Annotated in this window: 19 protein-coding genes (1 of these 19 cut by a window edge); 3 read left to right on the top strand and 16 right to left on the bottom strand. The window is 44.1% G+C overall.

The genetic code is table 11. The features are described 5' to 3' along the window. Positions 1-14 precede the first annotated feature (14 nt). A complete protein-coding gene (locus tag LEP1GSC052_RS20320) occupies positions 15-1904 on the top strand; it encodes a hypothetical protein (protein ID WP_010574196.1) in 1890 nt (629 codons plus the stop codon). A 20-nt stretch (positions 1905-1924) separates the two neighbouring features. On the opposite strand, the gene LEP1GSC052_RS20315 is transcribed toward LEP1GSC052_RS20320, so the two are convergent. Beyond that, the gene (locus LEP1GSC052_RS20315; RefSeq protein WP_010574195.1) at positions 1925-2539 is read right to left on the bottom strand and encodes a hypothetical protein; all 615 of its coding nucleotides are present in this window, start codon (positions 2537-2539) and stop codon (positions 1925-1927) included. A gap of 346 nt (positions 2540-2885) precedes the next feature. Here LEP1GSC052_RS20315 and LEP1GSC052_RS20310 point away from each other — a divergent pair, with 346 nt between their 5' ends. Further along, on the top strand, positions 2886-4925 hold the full coding sequence (locus LEP1GSC052_RS20310) for a sensor histidine kinase (protein ID WP_167593889.1): 2040 nt from the start codon (positions 2886-2888) through the stop codon (positions 4923-4925). A gap of 4 nt (positions 4926-4929) precedes the next feature. Here the strand turns inward: LEP1GSC052_RS20310 and LEP1GSC052_RS20305 are convergent, their stop codons facing one another. The 13 genes from LEP1GSC052_RS20305 to lptE all read right to left on the bottom strand — a co-directional run bounded on the left by LEP1GSC052_RS20305 (position 4930) and on the right by lptE (position 19658). Further along, on the bottom strand, positions 4930-5763 hold the full coding sequence (locus LEP1GSC052_RS20305) for a sterol desaturase family protein (protein ID WP_010574192.1): 834 nt from the start codon (positions 5761-5763) through the stop codon (positions 4930-4932). 43 nt (positions 5764-5806) lie between these two features. Then, the gene (locus LEP1GSC052_RS20300; RefSeq protein ID WP_010574191.1) at positions 5807-6907 is read right to left on the bottom strand and encodes a helix-turn-helix transcriptional regulator; all 1101 of its coding nucleotides are present in this window, start codon (positions 6905-6907) and stop codon (positions 5807-5809) included. After that, the gene (locus LEP1GSC052_RS20295; RefSeq protein ID WP_010574190.1) at positions 6900-7679 is read right to left on the bottom strand and encodes a Rossmann-fold NAD(P)-binding domain-containing protein; all 780 of its coding nucleotides are present in this window, start codon (positions 7677-7679) and stop codon (positions 6900-6902) included. The genes LEP1GSC052_RS20300 and LEP1GSC052_RS20295 overlap by 8 nt, the downstream gene beginning before the upstream one ends. Beyond that, positions 7680-8981 (bottom strand): adenylosuccinate lyase, encoded by a 1302-nt coding sequence (gene purB / locus LEP1GSC052_RS20290; RefSeq protein ID WP_010574189.1) that lies wholly within the window; start codon positions 8979-8981, stop codon positions 7680-7682. It abuts the gene before it with no gap. A 178-nt stretch (positions 8982-9159) separates the two neighbouring features. After that, positions 9160-10227, bottom strand: a complete 1068-nt coding sequence (locus tag LEP1GSC052_RS20285) for a hypothetical protein (RefSeq protein ID WP_010574188.1) — start codon at positions 10225-10227, stop codon at positions 9160-9162. A gap of 11 nt (positions 10228-10238) precedes the next feature. Then, positions 10239-12044: an extracellular solute-binding protein gene (locus tag LEP1GSC052_RS20280; protein ID WP_010574187.1), complete on the bottom strand. Its 1806-nt coding sequence runs from the start codon at positions 12042-12044 to the stop codon at positions 10239-10241. A 13-nt stretch (positions 12045-12057) separates the two neighbouring features. Beyond that, positions 12058-14082 (bottom strand): RelA/SpoT family protein, encoded by a 2025-nt coding sequence (locus LEP1GSC052_RS20275; protein ID WP_020986856.1) that lies wholly within the window; start codon positions 14080-14082, stop codon positions 12058-12060. A gap of 1 nt (position 14083) precedes the next feature. Then, positions 14084-14998: a carboxylating nicotinate-nucleotide diphosphorylase gene (nadC, locus tag LEP1GSC052_RS20270; protein WP_020986871.1), complete on the bottom strand. Its 915-nt coding sequence runs from the start codon at positions 14996-14998 to the stop codon at positions 14084-14086. A 364-nt stretch (positions 14999-15362) separates the two neighbouring features. Beyond that, positions 15363-17009 carry a lipoprotein LipL71 gene (locus LEP1GSC052_RS20265; protein WP_010574185.1) on the bottom strand — a complete coding sequence of 549 codons (1647 nt, stop codon included), beginning with the start codon at positions 17007-17009 and terminating at the stop codon, positions 15363-15365. Between the two features lie 47 nt (positions 17010-17056). Further along, positions 17057-17392: an STAS domain-containing protein gene (locus tag LEP1GSC052_RS20260; protein ID WP_002745051.1), complete on the bottom strand. Its 336-nt coding sequence runs from the start codon at positions 17390-17392 to the stop codon at positions 17057-17059. A 70-nt stretch (positions 17393-17462) separates the two neighbouring features. Further along, positions 17463-18587, bottom strand: coding sequence for a tRNA guanosine(34) transglycosylase Tgt (gene tgt / locus LEP1GSC052_RS20255; RefSeq protein ID WP_010574184.1), 1125 nt, complete (start codon positions 18585-18587; stop codon positions 17463-17465). Next, the gene (locus LEP1GSC052_RS20250; RefSeq protein WP_002996754.1) at positions 18584-19066 is read right to left on the bottom strand and encodes a Fur family transcriptional regulator; all 483 of its coding nucleotides are present in this window, start codon (positions 19064-19066) and stop codon (positions 18584-18586) included. The genes tgt and LEP1GSC052_RS20250 overlap by 4 nt, the downstream gene beginning before the upstream one ends. 31 nt (positions 19067-19097) lie before the next feature. Then, entirely contained in the window at positions 19098-19658 is a 561-nt protein-coding gene (lptE, locus tag LEP1GSC052_RS20245; RefSeq protein WP_010574183.1) for an LPS assembly lipoprotein LptE, read from the bottom strand. Positions 19659-19675: 17 nt separating this feature from the next. Here lptE and LEP1GSC052_RS20240 point away from each other — a divergent pair, with 17 nt between their 5' ends. Further along, the gene (locus LEP1GSC052_RS20240) at positions 19676-21505 is read left to right on the top strand and encodes a M23 family metallopeptidase (RefSeq protein ID WP_010574182.1); all 1830 of its coding nucleotides are present in this window, start codon (positions 19676-19678) and stop codon (positions 21503-21505) included. 100 nt (positions 21506-21605) lie between these two features. Here LEP1GSC052_RS20240 and lsa26 read toward each other — a convergent pair whose 3' ends face one another. Together lsa26 and LEP1GSC052_RS20230 are read right to left on the bottom strand one after the other, a co-directional pair. Beyond that, positions 21606-22346 (bottom strand): surface adhesion protein Lsa26, encoded by a 741-nt coding sequence (gene lsa26 / locus LEP1GSC052_RS20235; RefSeq protein ID WP_010574181.1) that lies wholly within the window; start codon positions 22344-22346, stop codon positions 21606-21608. Positions 22347-22541: 195 nt separating this feature from the next. Next, a protein-coding gene (locus tag LEP1GSC052_RS20230; RefSeq protein WP_020986855.1) for a DUF1564 family protein crosses the window boundary here: on the bottom strand, positions 22542-22958 show its 3' portion. Its footprint extends 105 nt past the window's final position; only the last 417 of its 522 coding nucleotides appear in the window; its start codon lies off the right edge, out of view; its stop codon occupies positions 22542-22544.

Raw genomic sequence — 22958 nt, 5'->3', positions numbered from 1 at the left:
CTCTGGAGATAGATATGAAAAAAGACAAACTTCTGATTCCGGGTCTTCTGCTCTGTTTCGTTTCCTTGGGACTTGCGTTTTATATGGGATTTCGCAACTGGGAGATTTTCATTCGGACCTGCAGTCTCAAGGACCTTTTGACCTGGGATGAAAACATCCGTCTCAACGTGGTTCTCGATCAGTTTCAGGACTTCCGGGACTTCAAACTCTGGAGGGCCTTCTTTCCGTTTTTAGAATCCCCCACTTGGCCTCCTCTTCGTTCGCTTTTGTCCTTGTTGCTTCTTTTGACTCCGGGCGATATGCCGATCACCTGGAAGGATTCTTTTTTGGGACTGGTTTTCTACGTTATCTGCTTTCCCACGATTCTCTATGTCGTTTATCAAATTACGGGTTCGTTCTTTAAGGCCGGTCTGACTTCGATTCTTACTCTGGCGTTGACCCTGCATACGACCGAGGCTCCTTCCTACAGTCTTTCGTCCATGCTTGAAACGCAGGGAATGTTTTTTCTATTATGGACTTATTATACTCTTTATAAGATCTATCGACAAACGGAAACGGACGTATTCCGAAACGAATTCGATCCCAAGGAAAAGATAGAATGGTCCGTCTTTCTTTCGCTGTTCGGTTTATTTTTTACGAAATATCCGTACGGACTTCTTCTTTTTATCGCGATCTTTGTATACGAGGTCGTTTCCAAGCCGAAAGAATATTCCGAAATTCTAAAGTTTTCTCTGACCGCTCGATACAAGGGTTTACGGAGAATTTTCGTAATTCTCGTGGTATTGCTCGTGTTGTCTCTGCCCGTGCTCCGGGTCGTAACCAATCTAAATCTCGATCAGAGACAATTCAAACTCATCATCTATTACTGCACGGTTTTATTGTTCATCGACTTTAATCTTTTCTTATATTCCAAACGGGAAGAATGGAAAAAGATCGCACCTTCCTCGATCCGAGCAATCTATCTTTATGCGATCGCTCCTTCTCTCGCGTGGATCTTTGCGAATCCGGACCGGGTGATGAGCCTGATCAACGCGCAGATGATCGTAAACGAATACGTAAAAAGTTTCGTGTTCGCCTTATTCTCCTCGCCTACGACGACAAGCCCGGTCAGTCACGTGTTCCAAGAACCTTGGGTCTTTCGGATCTTTTTCTTCGGGGTTCTGTTTTTGATTCTTTGGTTTTTTAAAAACAGAATCAAAGAAAACAAGGGAAATCTTCTTTCTTCGATCACCGAAACGCTTCGAGATCCGTTAACTGCGATCACTTGCATTCTATTTTTGCAATACATCATCATAGACGCGACGACGGGCAATAAACAGTTAAGACATGTGTTCCCCCCTTTACCGGCTTTGTTTACGGTCTTTGCGCTTTGGATCTTTCGTTTTATCGAAGACGAATCCAGAAACGTTCGGATCGCCGCGATCACCCTCGGAACGGTCGTGTTCGTTTGGAGCGGAAGTTTGTATGTTCGGGAAGGCGGACTTCTTCGCGATAGTTTCGAAAAAGTTCAGTATTTTTGTCTGAAAGGATTTCAAACGGATCTGTTTCAACCCGCGAGAGACTTAACCGCGAAAATTTCCCCCGAAGGAAAATACATCGTATTCAACGGATTTCACGAGGACTTTAACTTCGACAAGAAGGGCCGTTTGATCGCTTCGGAAATCGACCTTCTTATGAGAATGAAAACGTTCTCCAAAGGAAAATACAGAAACGATTCCAGACACAAGTGGAAGTCCTGGGAAGAATTCTCATCCGCTCTCGTAATCGCTCCGACCTGCGCTCAAAAGGAGATGATGGAGAAGTTCGCGATCCGTTCCGCGGCGGTCGGGAAAAATACGGTTCTCAAAAAGGAATATAAACATCCTTCCGGCAACTATTGTCTTCGGGAATATTCGATCCAGTAACGAAAGAATATTATTTTATTCTAATATGCAAAACTTCTTGTGCAGATCGTTCCGTTTAGACCCTTTGCGGGCCTATGGATCGTGATCTCGCAGTTCGAATTTGAAATCGTTGCGGGAGATCCCAACACGTAACCAGTGTTCGTTTGAGAACCTACGACGGTAAGATTCGTCGCCGTGTAATTCAGATTCGTCGTCGAGGAATTGTAAGAACCGGACTCGGTCATCGTTCCCGTAATCGTATAATCCGAAGTCAACGTAAGACCGCTTCGAACAAAACTCGGAACGTTCGCATCCAATAAAATTTTACAACTTTGAAATTGATACTGAAGATTTACGAGCGTGTCCGCGGAAGGTTTCGTAAAACTTCCCGTGACGGTGACCTGTCCTCCGCCGGGGCAAGTATCGGTTACGTTTTGAGACGCGCCATAGGTAAGAATCAAATCGGTTCTGAATTTTCCCGCAGCTGCGACGATTCCCCAAGCCGTATCCGCGTCCTGATTGGTTTGTCCGTAACTTCCGAGAAGACCGACTAAGGCCGCGAACTCGGCTCCGGTCAACTTGTCTTCCTCCTTCGATTTACAGGAAACGGATCCGATCTGGATCAAAATACAAAAAAAGACAATTCTAAGTAGCATACATTTTTCCTAATCAATCAAAGTCTGAAATCCGAAACAAAACACGGAAGAACGGACGATTCTTTCGAATCCTCTTTTCATTGATTTAAAATGAAACAAATGTGTCAAGAGGTGTTCGAGATTATGAAATCGCGTTCTTCGGCGCGAATGGAAACGAGCCTGCGCGAAAAGAAAGCCGAATCCATCGTAAAATTACCGTCTTAACAAATAAGATCCTTTCTTTGAGGGAGCGGTTCCGCTTTCAATTCGGTTTAAAACGCTAAAACTAAATGCAGGATTTTGAATATTAAATCCTTACTCTCGGAAAATGGATTGCCGGAAACCGGAAGGATGGGTTAATCTGACCTTGTTCTCAAGTAACATGCAACCGTCTTGGATTATCCCTTCCATTCTTTTCGCATTAACGACGGTCATCATACTCAACTTAGTCTATTTGTTTCTTTACTGGACGGAAAAACATAAGTTCCTTCTATTCTGGTTTCTTTCCTGGTTTTTCCAATTGGTTTTTCTTTCCGGAAATTTATTCCGAGCGGCGATCGAGGAAAACGCGTGGATTTCCGTCCTAATCCATTCTTCGGACGTGACCCGCGCGTTCTTTTTACTCCTAGGAACGTTTCTTTTTAGCAAAAAAGAATTTCCTAAAACGATCTACTGGATCTTTCCGATCGGAATTTTTTGGACGATCCTGGAAGAAATTTATTTCCCCGGTTCCGATCTTGCTTCGACTCCGATTTATATCATCGTCGGCGCCGCGCATATTTATTCCGGTTTGATTCTTCTCAAACTTCCTTCCTCTCATTATAAGGGAACCCTCATCGGAGGTTGGAACTTTATTCTTTGGGGAATTCATATCATCGACTATCCCGTTTTGAGACCGGTCCCCGAACTTGCGGTTTTCGGATTTTTACTCGGAGGCCTGTTTCGTCTAACGAGTTCGATTTCAATTTTAATCATATACTTCGAATGGTCCAGAGAATCGGAGAACAGACTCGATTCCTTATATAAGAAAATCATAGACACTTCCCAGGAAGGAATTTGGATCTTGGATCGGGAAGGAAGTACGACCTTTGCCAATCATAAAATCGGAGAATTATACGGAATCGATCCCGATAAGATGGTCGGTCGAAACATCTTGGACATCGTCGAACCCGAACGTAGAAAGGCCGTCGCCGATCGTTTGGAGGCGAGAAAAAAAGGAATCAGCGAAATTTCGGAATACAATTTCGTAAACGCAAAAGGCGAACAAAAATACGCGATCGCTTCCGCCAATCCGCTTTACGACGATCAGGGGAATTACGACGGTGCGCTCGCGATGATCGTGGACATCACGTCGTTCAAACAGGTCGAGGAAAAACTCCGCGAAAGCGAAAGACAGATCTCAACGATCATCAGCAATATCTCCGGAATCGTCTATCGTTGTAAAAACGATCCTCCTCATTGGACGATGGAATACATCAGCGAAGGTTGTCTTCAACTGACCGGTTATTCGTCCGAGGATTTTATAGAAAAAAAAATATTAGATTTCGGTGATATAATTGTGGAAGAGGATCGCGACGAGGTGGCAACGGGGGTCTCGTCTTCGGTGGAATCCCAGACTCCGTACCAAATCACGTATAGAATCCGCAAAAAAGACGGAAGCATCCAGTGGTGTTTCGAACAAGGAATCGGAGTTTTTGCCGCCGACGGAACGTTGCAAGGTTTGGAAGGGGTTATCATCGACTATTCTCTTCCGAAACGAGCGGAAGAATTGATCAGCAATTCACTTAAAGAAAAGGAACTTCTACTCCGGGAAATCCATCACAGAGTGAAAAACTATATGCAGGTTTTATCAAGTCTGATCGGGTTACAATCCGAGTATTCCCAGGATCCGAACGCGAAGAAGGTTTTGGAGGACAGTCAGAATCGAATCGCTTCGATGGCGATGATTCACGAAACGTTATATTCAAAAAGTGTCGAGAGCCAGACGTTTCTTCCGGATTACATCCGAAAGCTGATCTCGAACCTGATGCGTTTTTTCGGATACGATGAGGCCGAACTTCAGATCGACGTTCACTGCGATTCGATCGTTCTCAACCAATCGATTCTGATTCCTTTGGGTTTGATTCTCAACGAACTCATCACGAATTCGATGAAACATGCGTTTCCGAAAATCCGAGGTTTGAAAAAATTAAGCGTAAGTTTTAAACTCGACGATCGAAACTATTCCCGTCTCGAAGTGACCGACAACGGTCCGGGAAAATCTCCGAATTCTCAACCGAAAAAGGATTCCTTAGGAACCGAACTCGTACAATTACTTACGCATCAGCTGAAAGGAACCCTGGAGGAATCCACGAGCGCCGAAGGTTTTACGACGACCGTTTCCTTTCCTCCTACGGGTCAGAAATAATTTATTAAGCCGCGACCGTTCCTTCCGAATTCACTTTTTCTAATGTAGAATCGGACGAATCAGAAGACCTCGAAGCGATCTCTTCGAAGGTTTCTTTGTATTTCTCGTGATTGGTTCCCATAACCTTATCCCAAAAATTGAAATAGAGGGAATAGTTGCAGTTGAAATACTTATGATGCATGTTGTGGTGTGTGGTCGTGTTATGCCAATTCGTGAATCGGCTTCTTAAAAACCAGGAGGGAAAAAGTTCGTAGGAAAGGTGACCCAAAACGTTAAGCGAAGTCATATAAACGAAGAAAACGATCATCGCTCCCTGATGTAAGGGAAGAATCACCGAAGCCAACGGAATGATTCCCGATTCCACGATCGCCTCCAGAGGATGAAACGAAAACGCCGCCCAAGGGGAAGGGTTGGTCGACTTGTGATGAACCAAATGGAAACTTTTAAACAGAAGTTTATGATGCATCATACGATGCGTCCAATAAAAATACGTGTCGTGAAAAAGAATCAAAGCGAAGACGCTGAAGATCAGATAACCGATTCCGTAATCGGAAACGTCGTCGTAGATCAGATTGTATCCGTTCACCTGAGACCAAGCGGTGAACACGCCCGAAAGCGCGAAGATCAAAAAAGTGATCAGGGAATACTTAACCTCGTGAAGAATCTTTTCCCGTTCCGGTTTTTTACCCTGGATCAATTTGTGGGAAAGTTTTTTACCCAATAAAATCCAAACGACCAAGAAGGCGGTTCCGGCAAAGAGCAGATAACGTATCAACAGGGTTCCCCAGACGATTCCGAAGAAGCCGGAGTAACCGACCTTAGAAAGCAATTCTTCCATTTCCATTCTCCCCTTTATAGGATTTGATTATGAACTGAAACCCCTATTTAAGCTTACTCTTTTCAAAATCGTTCAGGTTTATTTTCGGTTCCACGCGGTTTTTTCTATATTCGGTCGGCGTAAAGGACGTAAGTTCCTTAAAGGCGCGGTTGAAAGGACCGAGGGATTGATAACCCAGATCCATCGCGATTCGAATAACGGGAATCTCGTCCTTTTCCGAATCCAATAAGATTTCGCAGGCTTCCTGAATTCTATATCGGTTTAAAAAATCGTTAAAATTACGAAAACCCAGATTGCCGTTGATCAACCTTCTGAGTTTGTATTCGTGAACCTGAAGTTCTTCGGCGAGACTTCGGATCGTAAGTCCTTCCGAACGATACATCTTCTCTTTTTCAAAAGCGTCTATTAGCTTTTTCTGAAGAACCGGATCAACCGGGGGAGTTTTTTCCTCTTCGACCGCACCTTCCCGTTTTTGGATTAGACCTTCCTTCAACTCGAACATCAAAAAGTGAAACGCGAGGATCAATCCCCAAGCGAGAAGTCCGTTGATCAGATCGAGTATTTCGGACAATTCTTTTCCGCGTAAGAACAGATGCGAAAAAATGTTAAGCGCAATCACTGTTCCCGAAATGAGAATGTGGATTTGTCTAAGAGTTCTTCTGGATTCGACGAGATCGTCCTTTCTTCCGATATACGTTTGTATGATCGCGGCCAAAACGAAACCGAGAGAAAAGATGGAAGGTAATAAAATTCGGGAAAGAGTTCTTTCGGATTCCACGGGACCGCGAAGCGAAATTTGCCCGAGTTCTGGATACGTGACGACCGCTGAGATAATCAACTTGCCGATCAGTAGAAACCAAAACCAGGTTTTGATTTCGAAATGATCGTCGAACGCCGCTAAGGTGATCAGCCAATAAAAAAACGGAAGAGCCAGCAGACACAGGAACAGAATGTTGCGCGCGAGAAAAGGAATTTGAACGTTCACATCCAAGTTTAAGATGAGATACGCGAGAATGGTCACGATAAAACATACCGCGATTCTTCCCCGAATATCGTACCAATAACGCGCCAGAAAAAAAATGAAAAGCGAAACGAGTCCGCCTATGGAAAAGAAATGGAGAATATTCGTAATTTCGCTAATCACTGATTCCTTCCAGATTTTCCAACTCTGCCCAAAAGTCTTTTGTTTGTAAATCAGGAAGCAGGTTTCGAATCCGTTCGCTGTCGATAAAACAATCCTCTTTCGGCGATTCTTCGATCTCCGTTTTGGAAATTTTTCCGTGTTCTTCCAGAAAGGAAAAAATTTCTTTCCAAGTATGCCATTGATTGTCCGAAAGATTGAGAACGTTCGGAACGCTCTCGATTCCTTCCCTTTCGATCTTTTCGACTAACAGGAAAATCGTTCGCGCAATATCGTCTCCGTGAATCAGATTGAGTTGTCTCGAACTTTTTTTTACGAGTCCCTTTCTCGCCCAATCCGCGGGGTTTCTCAACGGTCCGTAGATTCCGGATACCCTGAGAATTTTACCTCCTCTTTGGAGCCATTCTTTTTCGACCGCAAACCGGTCGTGGTCTTCCTGAAGAGGAGTCGTTTCGACGATATCGGGAACCCTTTGATAAATGCTCGTGGTTCCGATCAGAACGGGATTCTTACAGGAAGAAAACACCAAATTGATAAACGAATTCGGATCGGAAAGTTTTTGAATCGGAAACGTTACGATACAAAGATCGAAGAAGTTTTGTGAAAATTCTTCCCCGAACTTTTTTAAGGAATCTGCATTCGAAAAATCGAATATTCTCGTTCCTGCAACGGTCGTGTTTGAAGAGAACGTGTTCAGTTCCACGTTTTCTTTGGATCTTAACGTTTCGGAAATCCGAATTCCGGTATAACCTAAACCGAAAATTCCGATCCGCATCTATTCGAGGCCCAGTCGTTTGTAAATCAATCCCACTTTTTCGAGATACGGTTCTATCTTGAATATTTCGTCCAGATCCTTTTGTGTGAGGACCTTGTTGACCCTTGCGTCTTTTTCCAGTCTTGTTTTGAGCGTTTCGGATTGGTTCGCCCAAACGGCCATCGCGTGTTCCTGAACGATCAGATACGCGTCCTCTCTTACGATCTTTCCCTTTTCGATCAAAGCGAGAAGAACCTTTTGAGAAAAGATCAGACCACGTGTTACGCCTAACGTTCTTTCGATCGCGTCCGGATATACGTGAATGTTTTTAATCACGAATAACATCTTATCCAATATGTATTCGAGTCCGATGGTGGAATCGGGAAGCACCACCCTTTCCGCGGAAGAATGTGAAATGTCCCTTTCGTGCCAGAGCGCAACGTCTTGTAATCCTACGTTTACGTTGGCGCGAATCACTCTGGAAAGACCGGAGATTCTTTCGCAGATCACCGGATTTCTTTTATGAGGCATCGCGGAAGATCCTTTTTGTCCTGCGGAGAACGGTTCCTCCACTTCTCTTCCTTCCGTCTTTTGCAGAAGTCGAATCTCCGTCGCCATTCTATCCAAAGACGAAGCGGTTACGCCGAGAACGGAAAGATAAAACGCGTGACGATCTCTGGAAACCACCTGCGTCGCGATCGGGTCCACTCTGAGTCCCATCTTCTCGCAAACATACGCTTCGATTTCGGGATCGATGTTGGAATAAGTTCCGACCGCGCCCGAAAGTTTTCCGACCGCGATCTCGTCGCGAGCGTCGGCCATTCTTTTTCTATTTCGGTTTAATTCTTCAAAAAATAATGCGAACTTGAGTCCGAGCGTCATCGGTTCCGCGTGGATTCCGTGCGATCTTCCGATACAGGGAAGGTCCCTGTATTGAATCGCTTTTTCGCGGACCGCCGCGATGAGCGCGTCCGTTTTTTTCAGGATGAGATCCATCGCCTGAACCATCTGAACGCAGAGAGCGGTGTCTCCGATGTCGGATGACGTGAGTCCGTAGTGAACGTGTCTTCCCGCGGGTCCGATGTAGGAATTCATGTTCGTCAAAAACGCGATCACGTCGTGATGAACCTTACTTTCGATTTCGAGAATCTCGTCCACCTTGAACTTCGCTTTCGATTTGATCTCTTGAAAATCTTCGGCCGGAACTTCTCCGCGTTTCATTCGGATTTCGCAGGCGAGAATTTCTATTTCTTTCCAAATTTCGAATTTGTTCTCTAATTCCCAGATTTTGGAAATTTCAGGATTGGAATAACGATCGATCATTTCTACAGGTTCCTTTTGGAATTTCGGTCCAAATCCACTCTTCCACGGAAGGTCATTCTGTAAAAAGAAAAATGGGCCTACAAACTACGTGGGAGCCGCGATGTGGACGGAACTCCGGCCCTTTTGTGCGCTCGAAGAAATCCGGTATTGCCGAAAGTGGACGGTCTACCGACCTCTTTCAACCAAGCTCGAAAGAACGGACGAATTCCCGAATCGTGTTGATATGATCGATCTCGGGAGAAGGATTCTCCTTACTCGGCTCGTAAAGATGTTCGTCGAAAACATGATAATCGAAAATTTTCAGGGAAAAATCCGGAAACGTAATGATGATATTTTCGGAATGAATATCGAAAATCAACTTTTCCTCTTGAGCCAAATGTTTGGTCACTTCGATCACTCGATGAAAATCCAGAGCGATTTTTTTCAACTTCGAGCGACTGATCACTCCGAACTTATGCGTGTCGAAACTCAGTTTCCATTTCGGAAAGAATGCGTCCTGCAAAGGGTTTTGTCGGATCTTTTCATTCAGTCGGATGAATTCTTTCAGATGTTTTCCGGGAAGAAGGTTTTGGTTGTCGCAGGGAGTTAAGGTAAGAATAGGAATTCCGAACGGGGTTCTTCTCGCACGAAGCCCCATAAAATACCGCGTCGGAAGAACAAGATCGGGAATCAAAGATTTCAACTTCCAGTAATGAAGCCTTTCCAAACCCAAACGCGAAAACTTAAAGTGAATGTCTTCCTTAGCGGATCTCGTCCAGGTTTTGGATTTCAAAAAATCCATGAGTTGAATCTCTTCCGTTTTCAGATATCGATCCAGATTCTTATTCACGTGTTTGTATAACGAACCGAAGATCGGATCGGAAGGAAGTTTGGACTTACCGATCTTAACGACCTGATTCCAGGGAAGAGCGTAGACGAATTTATACGAACCTCTTCCGATGTATTTTTCGGCGGAAAGAGGCATGAAGTTGTCGAGATATTCCCGGTCGTAACGATGCGTTATGCGAAACAGATGCGAAACGGGGAAGAATCTCTCGTATGTTTTACGAACGAGACCGGATTCTCGCAGACGATAATCGACCGGAAGGTCCTCGATCGGAATTTCGGGTCTCGTCTTTTCGGGATCGTAAAAAAGTTCCTTATCAAGCCCCTTTTCGAGAAGCTCGATAAAGTTCGGAATCTTAGGAGAGCTAAGAAAATCACGAATGACGCCGCCTAATTCTCCGAGTCGATTCCGTTTATTCATATTTTTGAATATTACTGAAAGTAAACCTTCTCCGGCACGGACGAAAGTTTTTCTTTCTTCAGAATGGCTTCGTCCAGTTTGGAGGATTGTGTTTGATCCAACCACCAAAGTGAAGAAGCTTCCTTTTCGCTTCCGTATTTACCGAGAGGATTTTTGGGAGCCTTAAAACGATTCCAATACATGATCCGGGTCGCGCTCGTGTTCCAAAGAAGAACATAAGGTACTTCCGCGGTGAGAATCTTGTCTATTTTTCTCAAAATTTCGTTTCGTTTCGGAACGTTAAACTCCGTTCTTTGTTGTTCGACGAGTTTGTCCACTTCCGCGTTTTTAAAACCGGAAAGATTCGGCTGACCTTTTTCTTCCGCGTATTTGGAATACCACATCGCTTCCGGATCCTTAAAGATTCCTCCACCCCAAGCGGCCCAGGTCATATCGAAATCGTATTTATCCATACGAGAACTCCATTCCGCGAGATCCGTCGCTTCCAGATTGATAACGATTCCGACTTCTTTCGCTCTTTCCTGAATCAACGTCAGATATTTTTCGGATTTTTTATCGCGTTCCAAAATGCTAAACCGAAATTCTTTTCCGTCCTTTTCCAAAATCCCTTTCGAGTTCGTTTTCCAACCAGCTTGCGCGAGAAGTTCCCGTGCCTTTTTTACGTCGAAATCGATCGGAGGATTCGGAGAAGAACCGTTCCAAAGATCCTGATAGAATGCGTTCGTGGGTTCGTACTCGTTGTAAGCGAGTTTTTCGATCAGAAGTTTTCGATCCACAAGATGTGCGAACGCCTTACGCACTCTTACGTCCGAAAAGATTTCCCTTCTCATGTTGAAAACAAGACCTTGAAAACCGATCGGCTTCGAGTTGTAGATCTTCTGCTTGAGAATATAACTCTCGTCGAACTTCTCGCCCACTGCGTCCTTTACCCAAAAGGAAGCCGTATACGTTGGATAGATATCTATATCACCTTTTTTGAATGCTTGAAATGCGATCGGTTCCTCGTTATACACCTTAAAAAGAATCGTATCGAAGTTATCCACTCCCTTGTAAAAAGGATACGCACGCATCCAATAATCCCCTCTTCTACGCATCTTTACGTAACGGCCTTTTTTAGCGGAGAGCATGGAGTAAGGACCGGAAACGACTGGAAAATCGAAATTCTCCTTATCGAAGTTTCTGCCTTGGTAATAGTGAGCGGGAAGAATATAAAGAGAGTTCGCGATCGTATTGAAGTTCGACCAATGAATTTCCTTTTGAGTGAACTCGATTTCTCGTTCGCTCAAAACGACCGGTTTTTCAAAACGGGAAAGATCGATTCTAAAAACGGCGGTATTGTTGTTCTTATCCATCAACGTTTCGTATGTGAACAACACATCGTGGGCGGTGATCGGTTTTCCATCCGACCAAACCGCGTTGGAATCGATCGTAAAAACGAATTTCTTTTTATCCGGAGAAATTCTCCAAGAAGAAGCAAGATGAGGAATCGGTTCGAGAGTGAGCGGATGATAATCCAAAAGAGGCTCGAACATCAGACCGAAGATATGAGCCGTGGTAGACATCTGATCCAAATAATAGTTCAAGGATTTCGGAAACTGATGACTGTAGATACGGAACGTTCCGCCTTTCTTCGCTTCGAGAGAAGCGATCGGGTTGTGTCCGCGAAGAGCGACCGGAATGGAATCGGGATTTCCGTTCCATGGAAGGGTTTCCACAACCGCGGAGGTTTCGGATTCTTCCTTTTCTCCGCAGTTTAAAACGAAGAAACAAGAAAGAACAAAAAGAATGCAAAAAACGGAATATAATATTTTTTTCAAGTAACTACCTCGTTTAATTCTTAATTCTATGCGCCTGATACACGTCCGGGATCTGTTTGAGATTGCTCAGAATTTCCTTGAGCTGATCCAAATGTTCGACGTCCACTTCGAAACTCGCGACCAAATTTCCTCGTTGATCGGTGCTCGCCTTGGACTCCCGGATATTGGTTTGTGTGTTGGAAATCGATTTCACGATTTCCATAAAGATACCTTGTCGATCCTTCGACTTCACTTCGATCATCACGGGAATCGATTCGCTTTGACCATAATCCCATTCCACCGTGATGACCCGCATGGATTCTTCCTGTTCCTGTTGTTTCGCGGTCGCGCATCCTTTTTTGTGAATGCTCACTCCTCTTCCCCGAGTGACAAAACCGATGATCTCGTCGCCCGGCAATGGAGAACAACAACCGGAAAGTCGAACCGGAATTCCGCGAAGACCTGCGACGATCACCTTGCCCGCATCCAAGTCGATTTGTTTCGCCGGTTTGGAAGAAGGTTTTTTCTTGAGTTCCTCTAAAACTTCCGCGTTCAGAGTAATCTCCGCCGCAAACTCCGCTTCTTGTTGAAGATCCTTTTTCGTTTCTTCTCGAAGTCTTCTAAAGTAAGCGCGCAGTTTTTGTCTCGCGGAAGGAGTTCGAACGATACGCAACCAAATCGGAGAAGGTTTTGTTCTTTTATCGGTGATGATTTCGATCTGATCTCCGGAACGAATTTCGGTTCGGAGAGGAAGCATTCTTCCGTTGATTCTTCCGCCCTTCGCTTTTAAACCGACATCGGTATGAATTCGAAACGCAAAGTCGAGAATGGTCGCGCCCTTCGGTAACTGAAGAATTTCCCCTTTCGGTGTGAAAACGAAAACCTCGTCTTCGTGAAGATCGTATTTGAGTTCTTCCACGAATTCTTTCGGATCAAGAGCCGAATCCTGCCAAGAACTGAGAAGTTCGAGCCACTTCACTTTGACGCTTTTTCCGGATGCGGAAGGTTTGCTTTCCTTATACATCCAGTGCGCCGCGATTCCGTATTCGGCGATGTCGTTCATTTCACGCGTACGGATCTGAACCTCGAGAGGTTTTCCGTCCGGCCCGATCACGGTCGTATGAAGCGATTGATACATGTTCGTCTTCGGAGTCGCGATGTAATCCTTAAAACGACCCGGAACGGGGTTCCAAAGTGTATGCACGATTCCTAATACACCGTAGCAGTCCTTCACTTCGTTGGCGATGATTCGAATCGCTCTAAGATCGAAGATTTCGTTGAAGGTTTTTTCCTTCAGTTTCATCTTGCGGTAGATGGAATAAAAATGTTTCGCCCTTCCGTCGACGTCCGCTTCGATCTGAATTTCGGAAAGTCTTTGCAGAAGAATGATTTTCAGGGTTTCGATAAACCCTTCTCTTTCCGATTTCTTGGAGTTGATATTCTTCTTAACTTCCTGATATTCTTCCGGATTGAGAATCTGAAACGCAAGGTCTTCGAGTTCCGATTTGATTTTATAAATCCCCAATCTACCCGCGATCGGCGCGTACAAGGAAAGGGTTTCCTGTGCGATTCTTCTTTGTTTTTCGGGAGGTTGAAAGGAAAGAGTCCGCATGTTGTGCGTCTTGTCCGCAAGTTTGATGAGAATGACTCGAATGTCCTTGATCGTCGCGACGATGATCTTGCGGATATTCTCGGCCGCTTCGGTTTCCTTAGACTGGCTTTTGATCTTGGAAATTTTTGTGACGCCTTCCACGAGATCAGTGATGTCTTCTCCGAAATCTCGGATCATATCGTCGCGGGAATATTCCGTGTCCTCGATTACGTCGTGAAGAAGTCCGGCGCAAATCACCTTCTCGTCCAGGCCGAGTTCGTAAAGAATGAATCCGACCTGAAGAGGATGAACTATATAAGGTTCTCCTGATAGACGAAACTGTCCTTGGTGCGCTTGTTCGGATACGTTATACGCCTTTTGAACGAAATCGTATGCGTGATCTCCGAGCGTTTCGCGAACTCCTTCGAGGAGCATGTCTTTTGTGGCGGGCGCCTTCACAAATCCCATCTCAATGTTGTTCTATGTCCAGACCGAGATCCAGAAAACGGGTCGTATGCGTAAGATAACCCATGCTCACGCCCGCTCCTGAAAACTCGGAAAGAGCTTCTAGTTTTTCCGGAGTGATTCCTCCCGAAAATTCAATCTGCACGTTAGGCGCCTTTTGCCTGAGAATGGAATACGCGGACTTCGTATCTTCCAATGAAAAATTATCGAGTAGAATCACTTCCGCTCCTGAACCGATCGCGTCTTCGAGTTGTGAAAGGGAATCGATCTCCACTTCCACGATTCTTCCCGGAAAACGAGCTTTGATTTTTCCAACCGGTTCGTGCGAGGAAGAATACATCGCGAGATGATTGTCCTTGATCATCGCCATCTCGGAAAGATTGAGCCTGTGATTGCTTCCGCCTCCGCAGTAAACCGCATACTTTGCGAGCTTGCGATAACCCGGAAGAGTTTTACGCGTGTCCAAAATCATCAGACCCTTTTGTCCGTATTTTTGAACGACTTCTCCGGTTCGAGTGGAGATGCCGGAAAGATATTGTAAAAAATTAAGAAGAATTCTTTCGATTCTCAAGATATGAACGAGGCTTCCGTGAATTTTCAGAAGTGTTTCGCCTTTTTGAAAATTCTCCGCGTCCTTTTTAAAATGTTCCGACCGGATTCCGTTTCCGCAAAGAACATTCAAAACTTCTAATACTCCTGTTCCACAGAGAATTCCGGGTTCTCTTGCGTTCAAACTTGCGGTTGCTTTTTGGTCGGGTGAGAATAGAGATACGGATGTGATGTCTTCTTCCGGGCAATCTTCTTCCCAGGCGAGTTTTACCAGGGTTTCATAGTCTTGATAGCTTACGGAAGAGATCGGATGAGTATAAGCGCGTTTCATTTGACTACAAAAGAAAGTTTTACAATGCGAAAGCCACAATCAAGTGAATTTCAAAGGTGATTTTAAAATAAGCGTCTGTCGTAGCTTCTCCAAGTTAAGTTCAATTTCTTTTTGTTCAAAATCTTTACCAAATGCGAGGTTCGGGATTTCAATTTTTCGTGAATGTCAACGGAAGTTTTTTTGTGGCTGGAGTAACGACCACTTTTGGAGTACAGGATAGATCGTCGAATGTCGAAAGATCGAATACTTTGGATGCGCGTTAAAACAATTTTGCCGCGCCGAGTTCTCGAGCGCAGCGCCGATTTACTGAGAAAGTGGTCGTAACTCCGCCCACATCCCCCGAAAACAAAAAAGGCCCGGTATTTCTACCAAGCCTTTCTTCTGAAAACTCTCAGCTTCTTTACTACTGAAGATTTTCCGGATTTTCCTCTTCTCCGTTTTCTTCTTCAGGAGCTTCTTCCCCGCCTGCCGCGTCGGAATTATCTTCCGCTGGAGGTGGAGTAGCTGTTTCCGTTTTCTTTTTGTTATCCGGTTCCCCCGACTCGGATTCTTCCGGAGCCGCTGGTTTTTGATTCTGCTCGATTGCCTCTACTTCTTCTGCAGTAGGCTTTTTCTTACTCGGAGCCTGACTCTTATCAAACTTAGTCGGTCCTTTTTTAGGCGGAATCAAAAGAACTTGTTTCGGATAAATCAAATTCGGATTTCTAATTTTGCTGCGGTTCGCTTCGTAGATTCTTCTCCAAAGCTTAGCAGTTCCGTAATGTCTTTTATCTTTGGAAATTCTCCAGAGACAATCCGCAGGAACTTTTTTACGAACCACATAACGTTTCCAACCTTCCGGTAAACCGTCTTCTCCCCATTTTGTGGAAGAATTTTTTCCTTCGGTCGTGTTTTGATTCTTAGTACTATTCTTTTTGTCGTCACCGGTTTTTGTGTCGCGTCCTGCAACCTTATCGCCGGTCGTTTTTCTTTCCATTCTCTCTGCGAGTTCGGTGGACTGATCCACTACGATTCTGGAAAGACGAATCGCTTCTTCGGAGCGAGAGATAGAATCTTCGTATTTTTCGGAAGAATATAAATCTTCAGCGGATACTCTGGATTCTTCAGCAGCTTTCAGATTTTCTTCCGCTCTTTGGTAAGAAACTTGGAAATCTCTGGAAGCGTTGACTTTATTCTTATCAAAAGATGCAAGTTTTGTGGTCGCACTTGCTACACTTTGTTTCGCAAGTTCCTTTTGTTTCTCAGCGTAAGCTTTGATATTTTTTGCGACAAGTTCGCCGGATTTCTTACGAATATCATCGATTTCCGCATAACCCTCTTTGATCTTTCCTTCTTCGATCTTATACTTTGCGCCATCCAAACGACTTTTGGTTTCCGCAACTTCTGGATCTTTTCCTTCCGCGTATTTATCCGCGTCGTTCAGATTCTTTTCGATATCCGCAAGAGAATCGATCAATTGTTGTTTTTGAGAAAGCGCTAATACTTTGGATTCGTCTGCGGCTTTTTTGGAATCCGCATATTTTTGACGAGAAGCTTCGTACTGATCGAAGGCCGCAAGTCTGGTTCTTAGTTTTGCGTCGTCGCCGGATTCTCTCGGATAAGATTCCAAGGTTCTGTCCGCGGTTTCGCGAAGAGTATCCCCTTCTTTACGAAGTTGAACCGAAGCGTTGTAAGGTTCGGAAGCAAGCTGAGAAGCGTAGGCTTCGTCGGCCGAATCGATTGCAGCCGTAGATTCTTTGCGAGCGTCATCTACGGAAGACGGAAACGATTTTTCGGAAGCGTCTAAAGCTTTCGCTCTTGCGTATTCCGCAGATTTTTTCGTTTCTCCGAGATCCTCTTCCGAAGCTTTTTGGTGCGCGGTTAATAAACTTTTACGAGCTTCTTCCAATTCTCCGGGAGCGTATTTTTCTGCGCCCGCAGCTTTGGCTCTTGTAATAGAGTTTTTCGCGTCGCTCAACTCCTGAATGGGGAGTTCAGCCCCGCAGGAAATGAGGAATCCTGCGAGTAAGATTATAAAAGAAGAAAATATTTTTCTTTGTGTTGATTTCATTGCGGCACCAGGTTTCAGAAAAGGTAGGATAAAATTATAATCCGATCTTACTTAAAGGCAGATACTGCTTCTGCCTCATTATCAAAAATCTCAAAAAAGGAAGTCAGCTTGGTAAGCTCGAACACCTTTCTTACAGAGCCGGAGACGTTGATAATTTTAAGTCCACCCTGATACTTCTTCAGGTTGGAGAGGCTGGAAATCAGTGCACCAATACCAGACGAGTCAATGTAGGAAACTTTTTCCAGATTGATAATGGTATAATATTTTTGTTCCTCGATGAGTTTAGCGATTACATCTTTAATCTCTGGGGCATTGTAGAGATCGATCTCTCCGTTTATGTCCAGAATCACAATGTTCCCGCTTTCTCTTCTGGTTATTTCCATAAATAATCAGCAACTCCTTTCTGTCTCTTTCCGGCCAGCTCTACTAAAGGAAAGGCGATTCTGTAAATAGTCAACCGGAAAATTCAGGCTTTTCGTACAAATTTTTCCATCTGGCATAAGTTTCTAAAAATTCTCCCGCTTGAATGGACTTTTGTATCTCAGAGAGAAAACTTTTCATAAAATATAAATTGTGATACGTTGAAAGTGAGAATGCAGTGATCTCTCCGACGTGATGCAAGTGTCGGATGTACCCGATGCTATATCTCTTGCACACCTTACAGCCGCAATTCGGGTCCATAGGTGCGTCCGAGTTCTTCCACTTCTCATTTCTCAAATTAATTTTTCCGAGTGTTGTGAAAACTTGACCGTTTCTTGCGTTTCGGGTCGGAAGTACACAGTCGAACATATCGACTCCGTTCTTCACTCCATCCAAAATATCCGGAACGGTTCCCACTCCCATCAAGTAAAGAGGTCGAGTACGATCCGTGTGGGTCGAAATACCGTCCAAAATTCGGATGAAATCCTTGCGAGGTTCTCCGACCGAAAGTCCTCCGATCGCGATTCCGTCAAACGGGAGTGATGCGATCGCTTTCAAACTCTCCAAACGAGAATCGAGATCAATGCCGCCTTGGAAAATTCCGAAAAGATGTTGAGAATTCTTATTCTTCTCCCAATATTCCACCGACATTTCCGCCCATCGATGCGTTCGATCCAAAGATTGTCTCAGTCTTTCCGGACTCGAATCGAAAGGAGCACAATCATCGAGCACCATCATAATGTCGGAACCGATACTTCTTTGAATATCGATGACCGAACCGGGAGTGAAATAGTGCCGACTTCCGTCTATATGAGATTGAAAACGAACGCCGTCTTGTTCGTATTTAAAAAGAGAATTGAGACTGAAGACCTGATAACCGCCGCTGTCGGTGAGAAGAGCTTTTTTCCAAGTGGAGAATTTTTTAAGACCTCCGAACTGATCCAAAACATCCGTACCGGGACGAAGATAGAGATGATATGTATTCCCTAATATTAAAGAATACTCAAGTTCTTCGAGATCGTCCATCGAAAGAGTCTTTACGACTCCTCTTGTACCGACGGGCATAAAAACCGGAGTCTCCAGTTTTACACCGTTCAGTTCGAGAATTCCGGTTCTGGCTCTTGTCTGAGAATCTTCGGAAGTCGTCTTAAAAATCATCTACCGGAAGAATGCTCGTTGCAGGTTCCATAGATGTTCAAGCTATGTCCTGTAATTTTAAAACCGTTGTCTTTTGCGGCTTGTTCTTGAAGTTGTTCGATTCTTTCATCCACAAATTCTACGATCTTTCCGCAGACGGTGCAGATGATATGATCGTGATGTTTGTGTCCGATGATATGTTCGTAATATTTATAATCTTTTCCGAAGTTGTGTTCCTGCAACAAACCGGCAGATACCATGATCGAAAGAATTCTATAGATCGTTGCCTTGGAGATTTGATCCCTTTGATCCTTGAATTCCTCCAAAAGTCCTTCCGCAGTGAAGTGATTGTGGAGAGAAAAAATTCTTTCCGCAACGAGCATTCTCTGGTTCGTGATTTTTAGACCTTCCTTCTGAAGGTATTCCGAAAATGTCTGCATTTCCATGCGGACCGCGGGTTCCGTTTTGTTTAGAATGGCTTCCTGTTTTTCTCGATTCATAAGAGATTACTCAAGGGGCGGGTCAAGATTATCAGGGATCGATCTTCCCGGCAATAGAAAAATACCAAGCTCTTTCCATCTCCTCGGCGATTCGAATCGCCATTATTTTCAAAAGACGAGCTTGAGCCTGGCTCTCACTCTCTCTAAATCCGACTTGATCGGAGAAGATAATTCTAACCGGAATTTCTTCCCTTTCCAAGGTTATTTTTTGTCCGCCCGCCTTCTGCAATTCGAGTCGAACGATGATCAACATTTCTCTCGAAATGGATTGTCCTCCCTGATCGAGAAGATTTCCGACGAGTTGATAATGTACGATTTCTCCATAAAGTCGATAAGCCGCGATGGACTTTTCTCTGGTTTGGATGAATCTTCCCCTCGTGTCGATTTCCGCACGAACGAGTTCCGTAAGAAGAGTTTGTACGCCCATTCCGTAAGAATTGTTTCTGAAATTCTGCACATACAATCTTCTTTGATCGTCCGGAATTGGAACTCCGTCGATCTTCGGTGGATTTCTGGGTTCTCTTGTGAAATAGGTGCAGTTGTAAGTAGTGAGGATGACTAAAAGGAGAATTGCCAGTCGGGCCAGGAACATACTTAGAAGGATCTTTCTTGGTCGGACCTCCGCGCAAGGAGTTTTTTCGGAACGCTTTTCGACTTTACAAATTTCGATTTTCAGTCCAGTTTTTTCGGAAGATGAAACGATTCTCCGCGCTTTCGGCTTACGTTCTTGTGTTGATCTGGACTTTTCAGGGATTGAGGGCGGAGGACCGACCAGAATTACAACTATTTCCTGAGTTGCAGGGAAAACTCCGATTCCCGATGGAGTTTCAAACTCCGATCTCCGGTTCTTTTGCAGAATATAGAACGCATCACCTTCATATGGGCGCGGACTTTAAGACGTTTCATTTGAACGGTCTTCCGGCCATCGCTCCATTCGACGGAGTAGTAGAATCCGTTTCGGAATCACCGACCGGCTACGGACTCAATTTGATGGTCCGATCCGCATCCGGACTCAGAGCAAAGTTCGCGCATCTTTTCAACTTAGAAGGCGCCAAAAAAGAACTCGAGAATCTCAGACAAGCGCTCCATCTTCTCAACGACGGAATCTTCTCTGTAAAATTTTTAGATCACAAATTCTTCGTAAAACAAGGACAGGCGATCGCAAGAATCGGAGAATCGGGGACCGGAGTTCCTCATTTGCATTTCGAACTTCACGGAAATGGGGACACGTTCAATCCTCTCGCTTATCTAAGAATGAACGATCGGGACGGAACTCCGCCCGAATTGTTAGTTCTTTACGTCGATTCATCCGATGGCCAAAAATTTCGGATGCCGCTCAAGAAAAAGGAGAATGGAATCTACGAGTTGAGCGATCCAGAACCTCTGAAGGTCGGTGGAGAAGTGAGAATCAAACTGGGAGCATTCGATCGAATGAATTCTCGGAACAAGAACAACCTTTATTTCGCGAGACTTTTATCCGAAGGGAGAATTCTCTATGAAAGAAAGTTCGAAAAGATGAGTTACGCGGAAGCGAGAGATCATCAATCCATTTATGATTCCAATCGTTCCTCTCTCAATCCGCCCGTTTATGTTTATAACTTATTTCCGTCGTTAAAATCGAGTATCGATCTGAGAGAATTTCCGGAAAACCAAGAGATTTCCTTGGAAATAATCGCGGGCGACAAGGAAGAGAATCATTCTTCTTTAAAGATTAAAATTCTGAATTCTGGGTCCAAAGGGATTTCGGAAAAGACCATTGCAACGGAATATTCTTCGAAAGACGGAAGGTTTTTGTTAAAAACTCCGAAGGGAAATACGTTCGGTAAAGGGAATATTCTTTTTGAGAGGGTCGGAACTCCGCCCGAAAACACGTTGCCGGATGGTTTGGTTTTAAAAAGCGAACTCTTCGAAATCGAGTCAACCGGAATTAGTTGGTCTGGAGAAGCGAAACTTCTTTGGAAAAACAAACGCTTTGGAAAAGGAGAAAATCTTTATCTACTCGAAGAGGGAACCAAACGCTGGGTGATTTTAAAAACTTCTCCAGAAGGAGGAGGAATCAGTGCGGTTCTAAATAAGATCGGAATCATTGCGGTTTTGGAAGATCGTTCTAAACCGAGAATCGACCATCCGTTTTTGATCTCCCGTCATCGATTTACGCCGGAGGTCCGACCATCTTCCGTTATAGAAAGAATGTATTCCGTCTCCGACATCGGCTCCGGCTACGCCGGTGGGGCTGAGATCCTTTTGGACGGAGAAGTATTTCCTTACGAATTCGAATCCGATCGTAAAATGATCTTGGTAAAGATTCCGAAATCCTTTGGAAAGTTTAAGAAACGATTTTTATTGCAGGCAAGAATCAAAGATCGGGCTGGAAATGTTTCCGAGTGGTTAACCGACCTTATCAATTTGGAAAAGACTCAAGAAGGCGAAAAAGGATAAAAACGAACCGACGGCTTTTATCTTAACTTTTATGGAATCTCAAGATTTTTTCGAAGAGGTCGGTAAACCGTCCCCTTCGAAAAAGTCTCGCATCAAAACCCTACTTCTTCGTATCCGAATAAACCCCGCCCGCCGGAGATTTATAATTGATTTCGAAGATATCGTAATCCGACTTTCTCCAACCGGTCGCAAAAGCAACGGAAACCCCGATAAAATATTTCGTGCCGAACTTCATCGTATTCCAAGCGAATTTAGCCACTTCTTCATTGGTAACCGAAAAAGGATGAACCTTACCGCGAACCTCGTCCAGATACAAACCTTCATAAGTTCCAATCGCAGTTCCTTGATATTCCAACTGGAGAATTCTTCCCGTCACCGAGAAATTTCTTTTTGACCCGGTCTTATCCACGATGATTTTATCCACCGCTTCTTTAGGAATGATCGTAACCTGCCTTTGCGCCGCAACGACTTCGAAATCGGTGGAAAGCGCAATCGGTTCAAGTCTATGAATTCTATATTGAACTAAAATTTCTTGGTTCAGGTTGTTACTTAAAAAATTTACGACTTCTCCATTCTCGGGACGAACCGAAAACTCAACCTTTTCCCGAAGAGGAGCAAAACATTCGTCTTTCGCCGCTTCACATTTTTCGGATTTTTCAAAGGTCGTAAATTCGATAAGCCCTTCGTAAGAATCGAAAATCAATCCGCGGCTTTCGAATTGAACGAGTTTAACGACAGCCCAACCTTCCGAATAAGTTCCTAAAGCGAAAACGGAAGAGGAAAAAAACAAGGAACCTATGGAGAAAATTAAAACGCTGATTCTTTTTAAATTTCTGAACATTATACACTCCAAAATTTTCTTAAATTCTAAGATTCGAACACCGTAAGGGGAGAATCTTCATTTTCAAGAAATATTTGACTAATTTTGAAAATTAGATCCTTTGTGGAGAATCGACGTTCCACAAACTTGTATATTCTGAATTTGAGAATATTTCATTCTTCCTTGAAACGGATAAAAAAGAACCCAAGCTATAACTTAGGTCCCCGTATTTTTATGAGATTTTTGTTCGCCGATAACTTCCGAAGGAATCGTTTCGAAAACCGGATTCTCCGCAAATTTAGATTCGGGATAAAGATCAGTTTCGAGCAATCGAACGAACATCCGACACATGGACACTCCGTGAAGAAAAGCAAGTCTCCTAAGTTCGATCCAATCGTCTTCAAACGGACGAAAAGGATAACGTTTCAGTTCGAGTTTTTGTTTTTGATATAAGATTTTTTCCCCGGTATTCTGCTTTTGAATCAAAAACAAAACCGATCTCTTGTAGATACATTGATTTAAAAGTAATCTCATGGAGCCCGCGCTTCGAATTCTTTTATCCAAATAAGGGACTAATTCTTTGGGAACGTTCAGATCCGACGGAGAGCCCAATTTTTTTAGGTTCCTTTGAGA

This window comes from Leptospira kmetyi serovar Malaysia str. Bejo-Iso9, from assembly GCF_000243735.2.
Classification (GTDB): domain Bacteria; phylum Spirochaetota; class Leptospiria; order Leptospirales; family Leptospiraceae; genus Leptospira; species Leptospira kmetyi.
This window is presented reverse-complemented; position numbering and strand designations above follow the sequence as displayed.

Coding starts and splice junctions, on each gene's coding strand:
- LEP1GSC052_RS20320 (WP_010574196.1), top strand. CDS start 15: ATGAAAAAAGACAAACTTCTGATTCCGGGTCTTCTGCTCTGTTTCGTT.
- LEP1GSC052_RS20315 (WP_010574195.1), bottom strand. CDS start 2,539: ATGCTACTTAGAATTGTCTTTTTTTGTATTTTGATCCAGATCGGATCC.
- LEP1GSC052_RS20305 (WP_010574192.1), bottom strand. CDS start 5,763: ATGGAAGAATTGCTTTCTAAGGTCGGTTACTCCGGCTTCTTCGGAATC.
- LEP1GSC052_RS20295 (WP_010574190.1), bottom strand. CDS start 7,679: ATGCGGATCGGAATTTTCGGTTTAGGTTATACCGGAATTCGGATTTCC.
- purB (WP_010574189.1), bottom strand. CDS start 8,981: ATGATCGATCGTTATTCCAATCCTGAAATTTCCAAAATCTGGGAATTA.
- LEP1GSC052_RS20285 (WP_010574188.1), bottom strand. CDS start 10,227: ATGAATAAACGGAATCGACTCGGAGAATTAGGCGGCGTCATTCGTGAT.
- LEP1GSC052_RS20275 (WP_020986856.1), bottom strand. CDS start 14,082: ATGGGATTTGTGAAGGCGCCCGCCACAAAAGACATGCTCCTCGAAGGA.
- LEP1GSC052_RS20265 (WP_010574185.1), bottom strand. CDS start 17,009: ATGAAATCAACACAAAGAAAAATATTTTCTTCTTTTATAATCTTACTC.
- LEP1GSC052_RS20260 (WP_002745051.1), bottom strand. CDS start 17,392: ATGGAAATAACCAGAAGAGAAAGCGGGAACATTGTGATTCTGGACATA.
- tgt (WP_010574184.1), bottom strand. CDS start 18,587: ATGATTTTTAAGACGACTTCCGAAGATTCTCAGACAAGAGCCAGAACC.
- LEP1GSC052_RS20250 (WP_002996754.1), bottom strand. CDS start 19,066: ATGAATCGAGAAAAACAGGAAGCCATTCTAAACAAAACGGAACCCGCG.
- lptE (WP_010574183.1), bottom strand. CDS start 19,658: ATGTTCCTGGCCCGACTGGCAATTCTCCTTTTAGTCATCCTCACTACT.
- lsa26 (WP_010574181.1), bottom strand. CDS start 22,346: ATGTTCAGAAATTTAAAAAGAATCAGCGTTTTAATTTTCTCCATAGGT.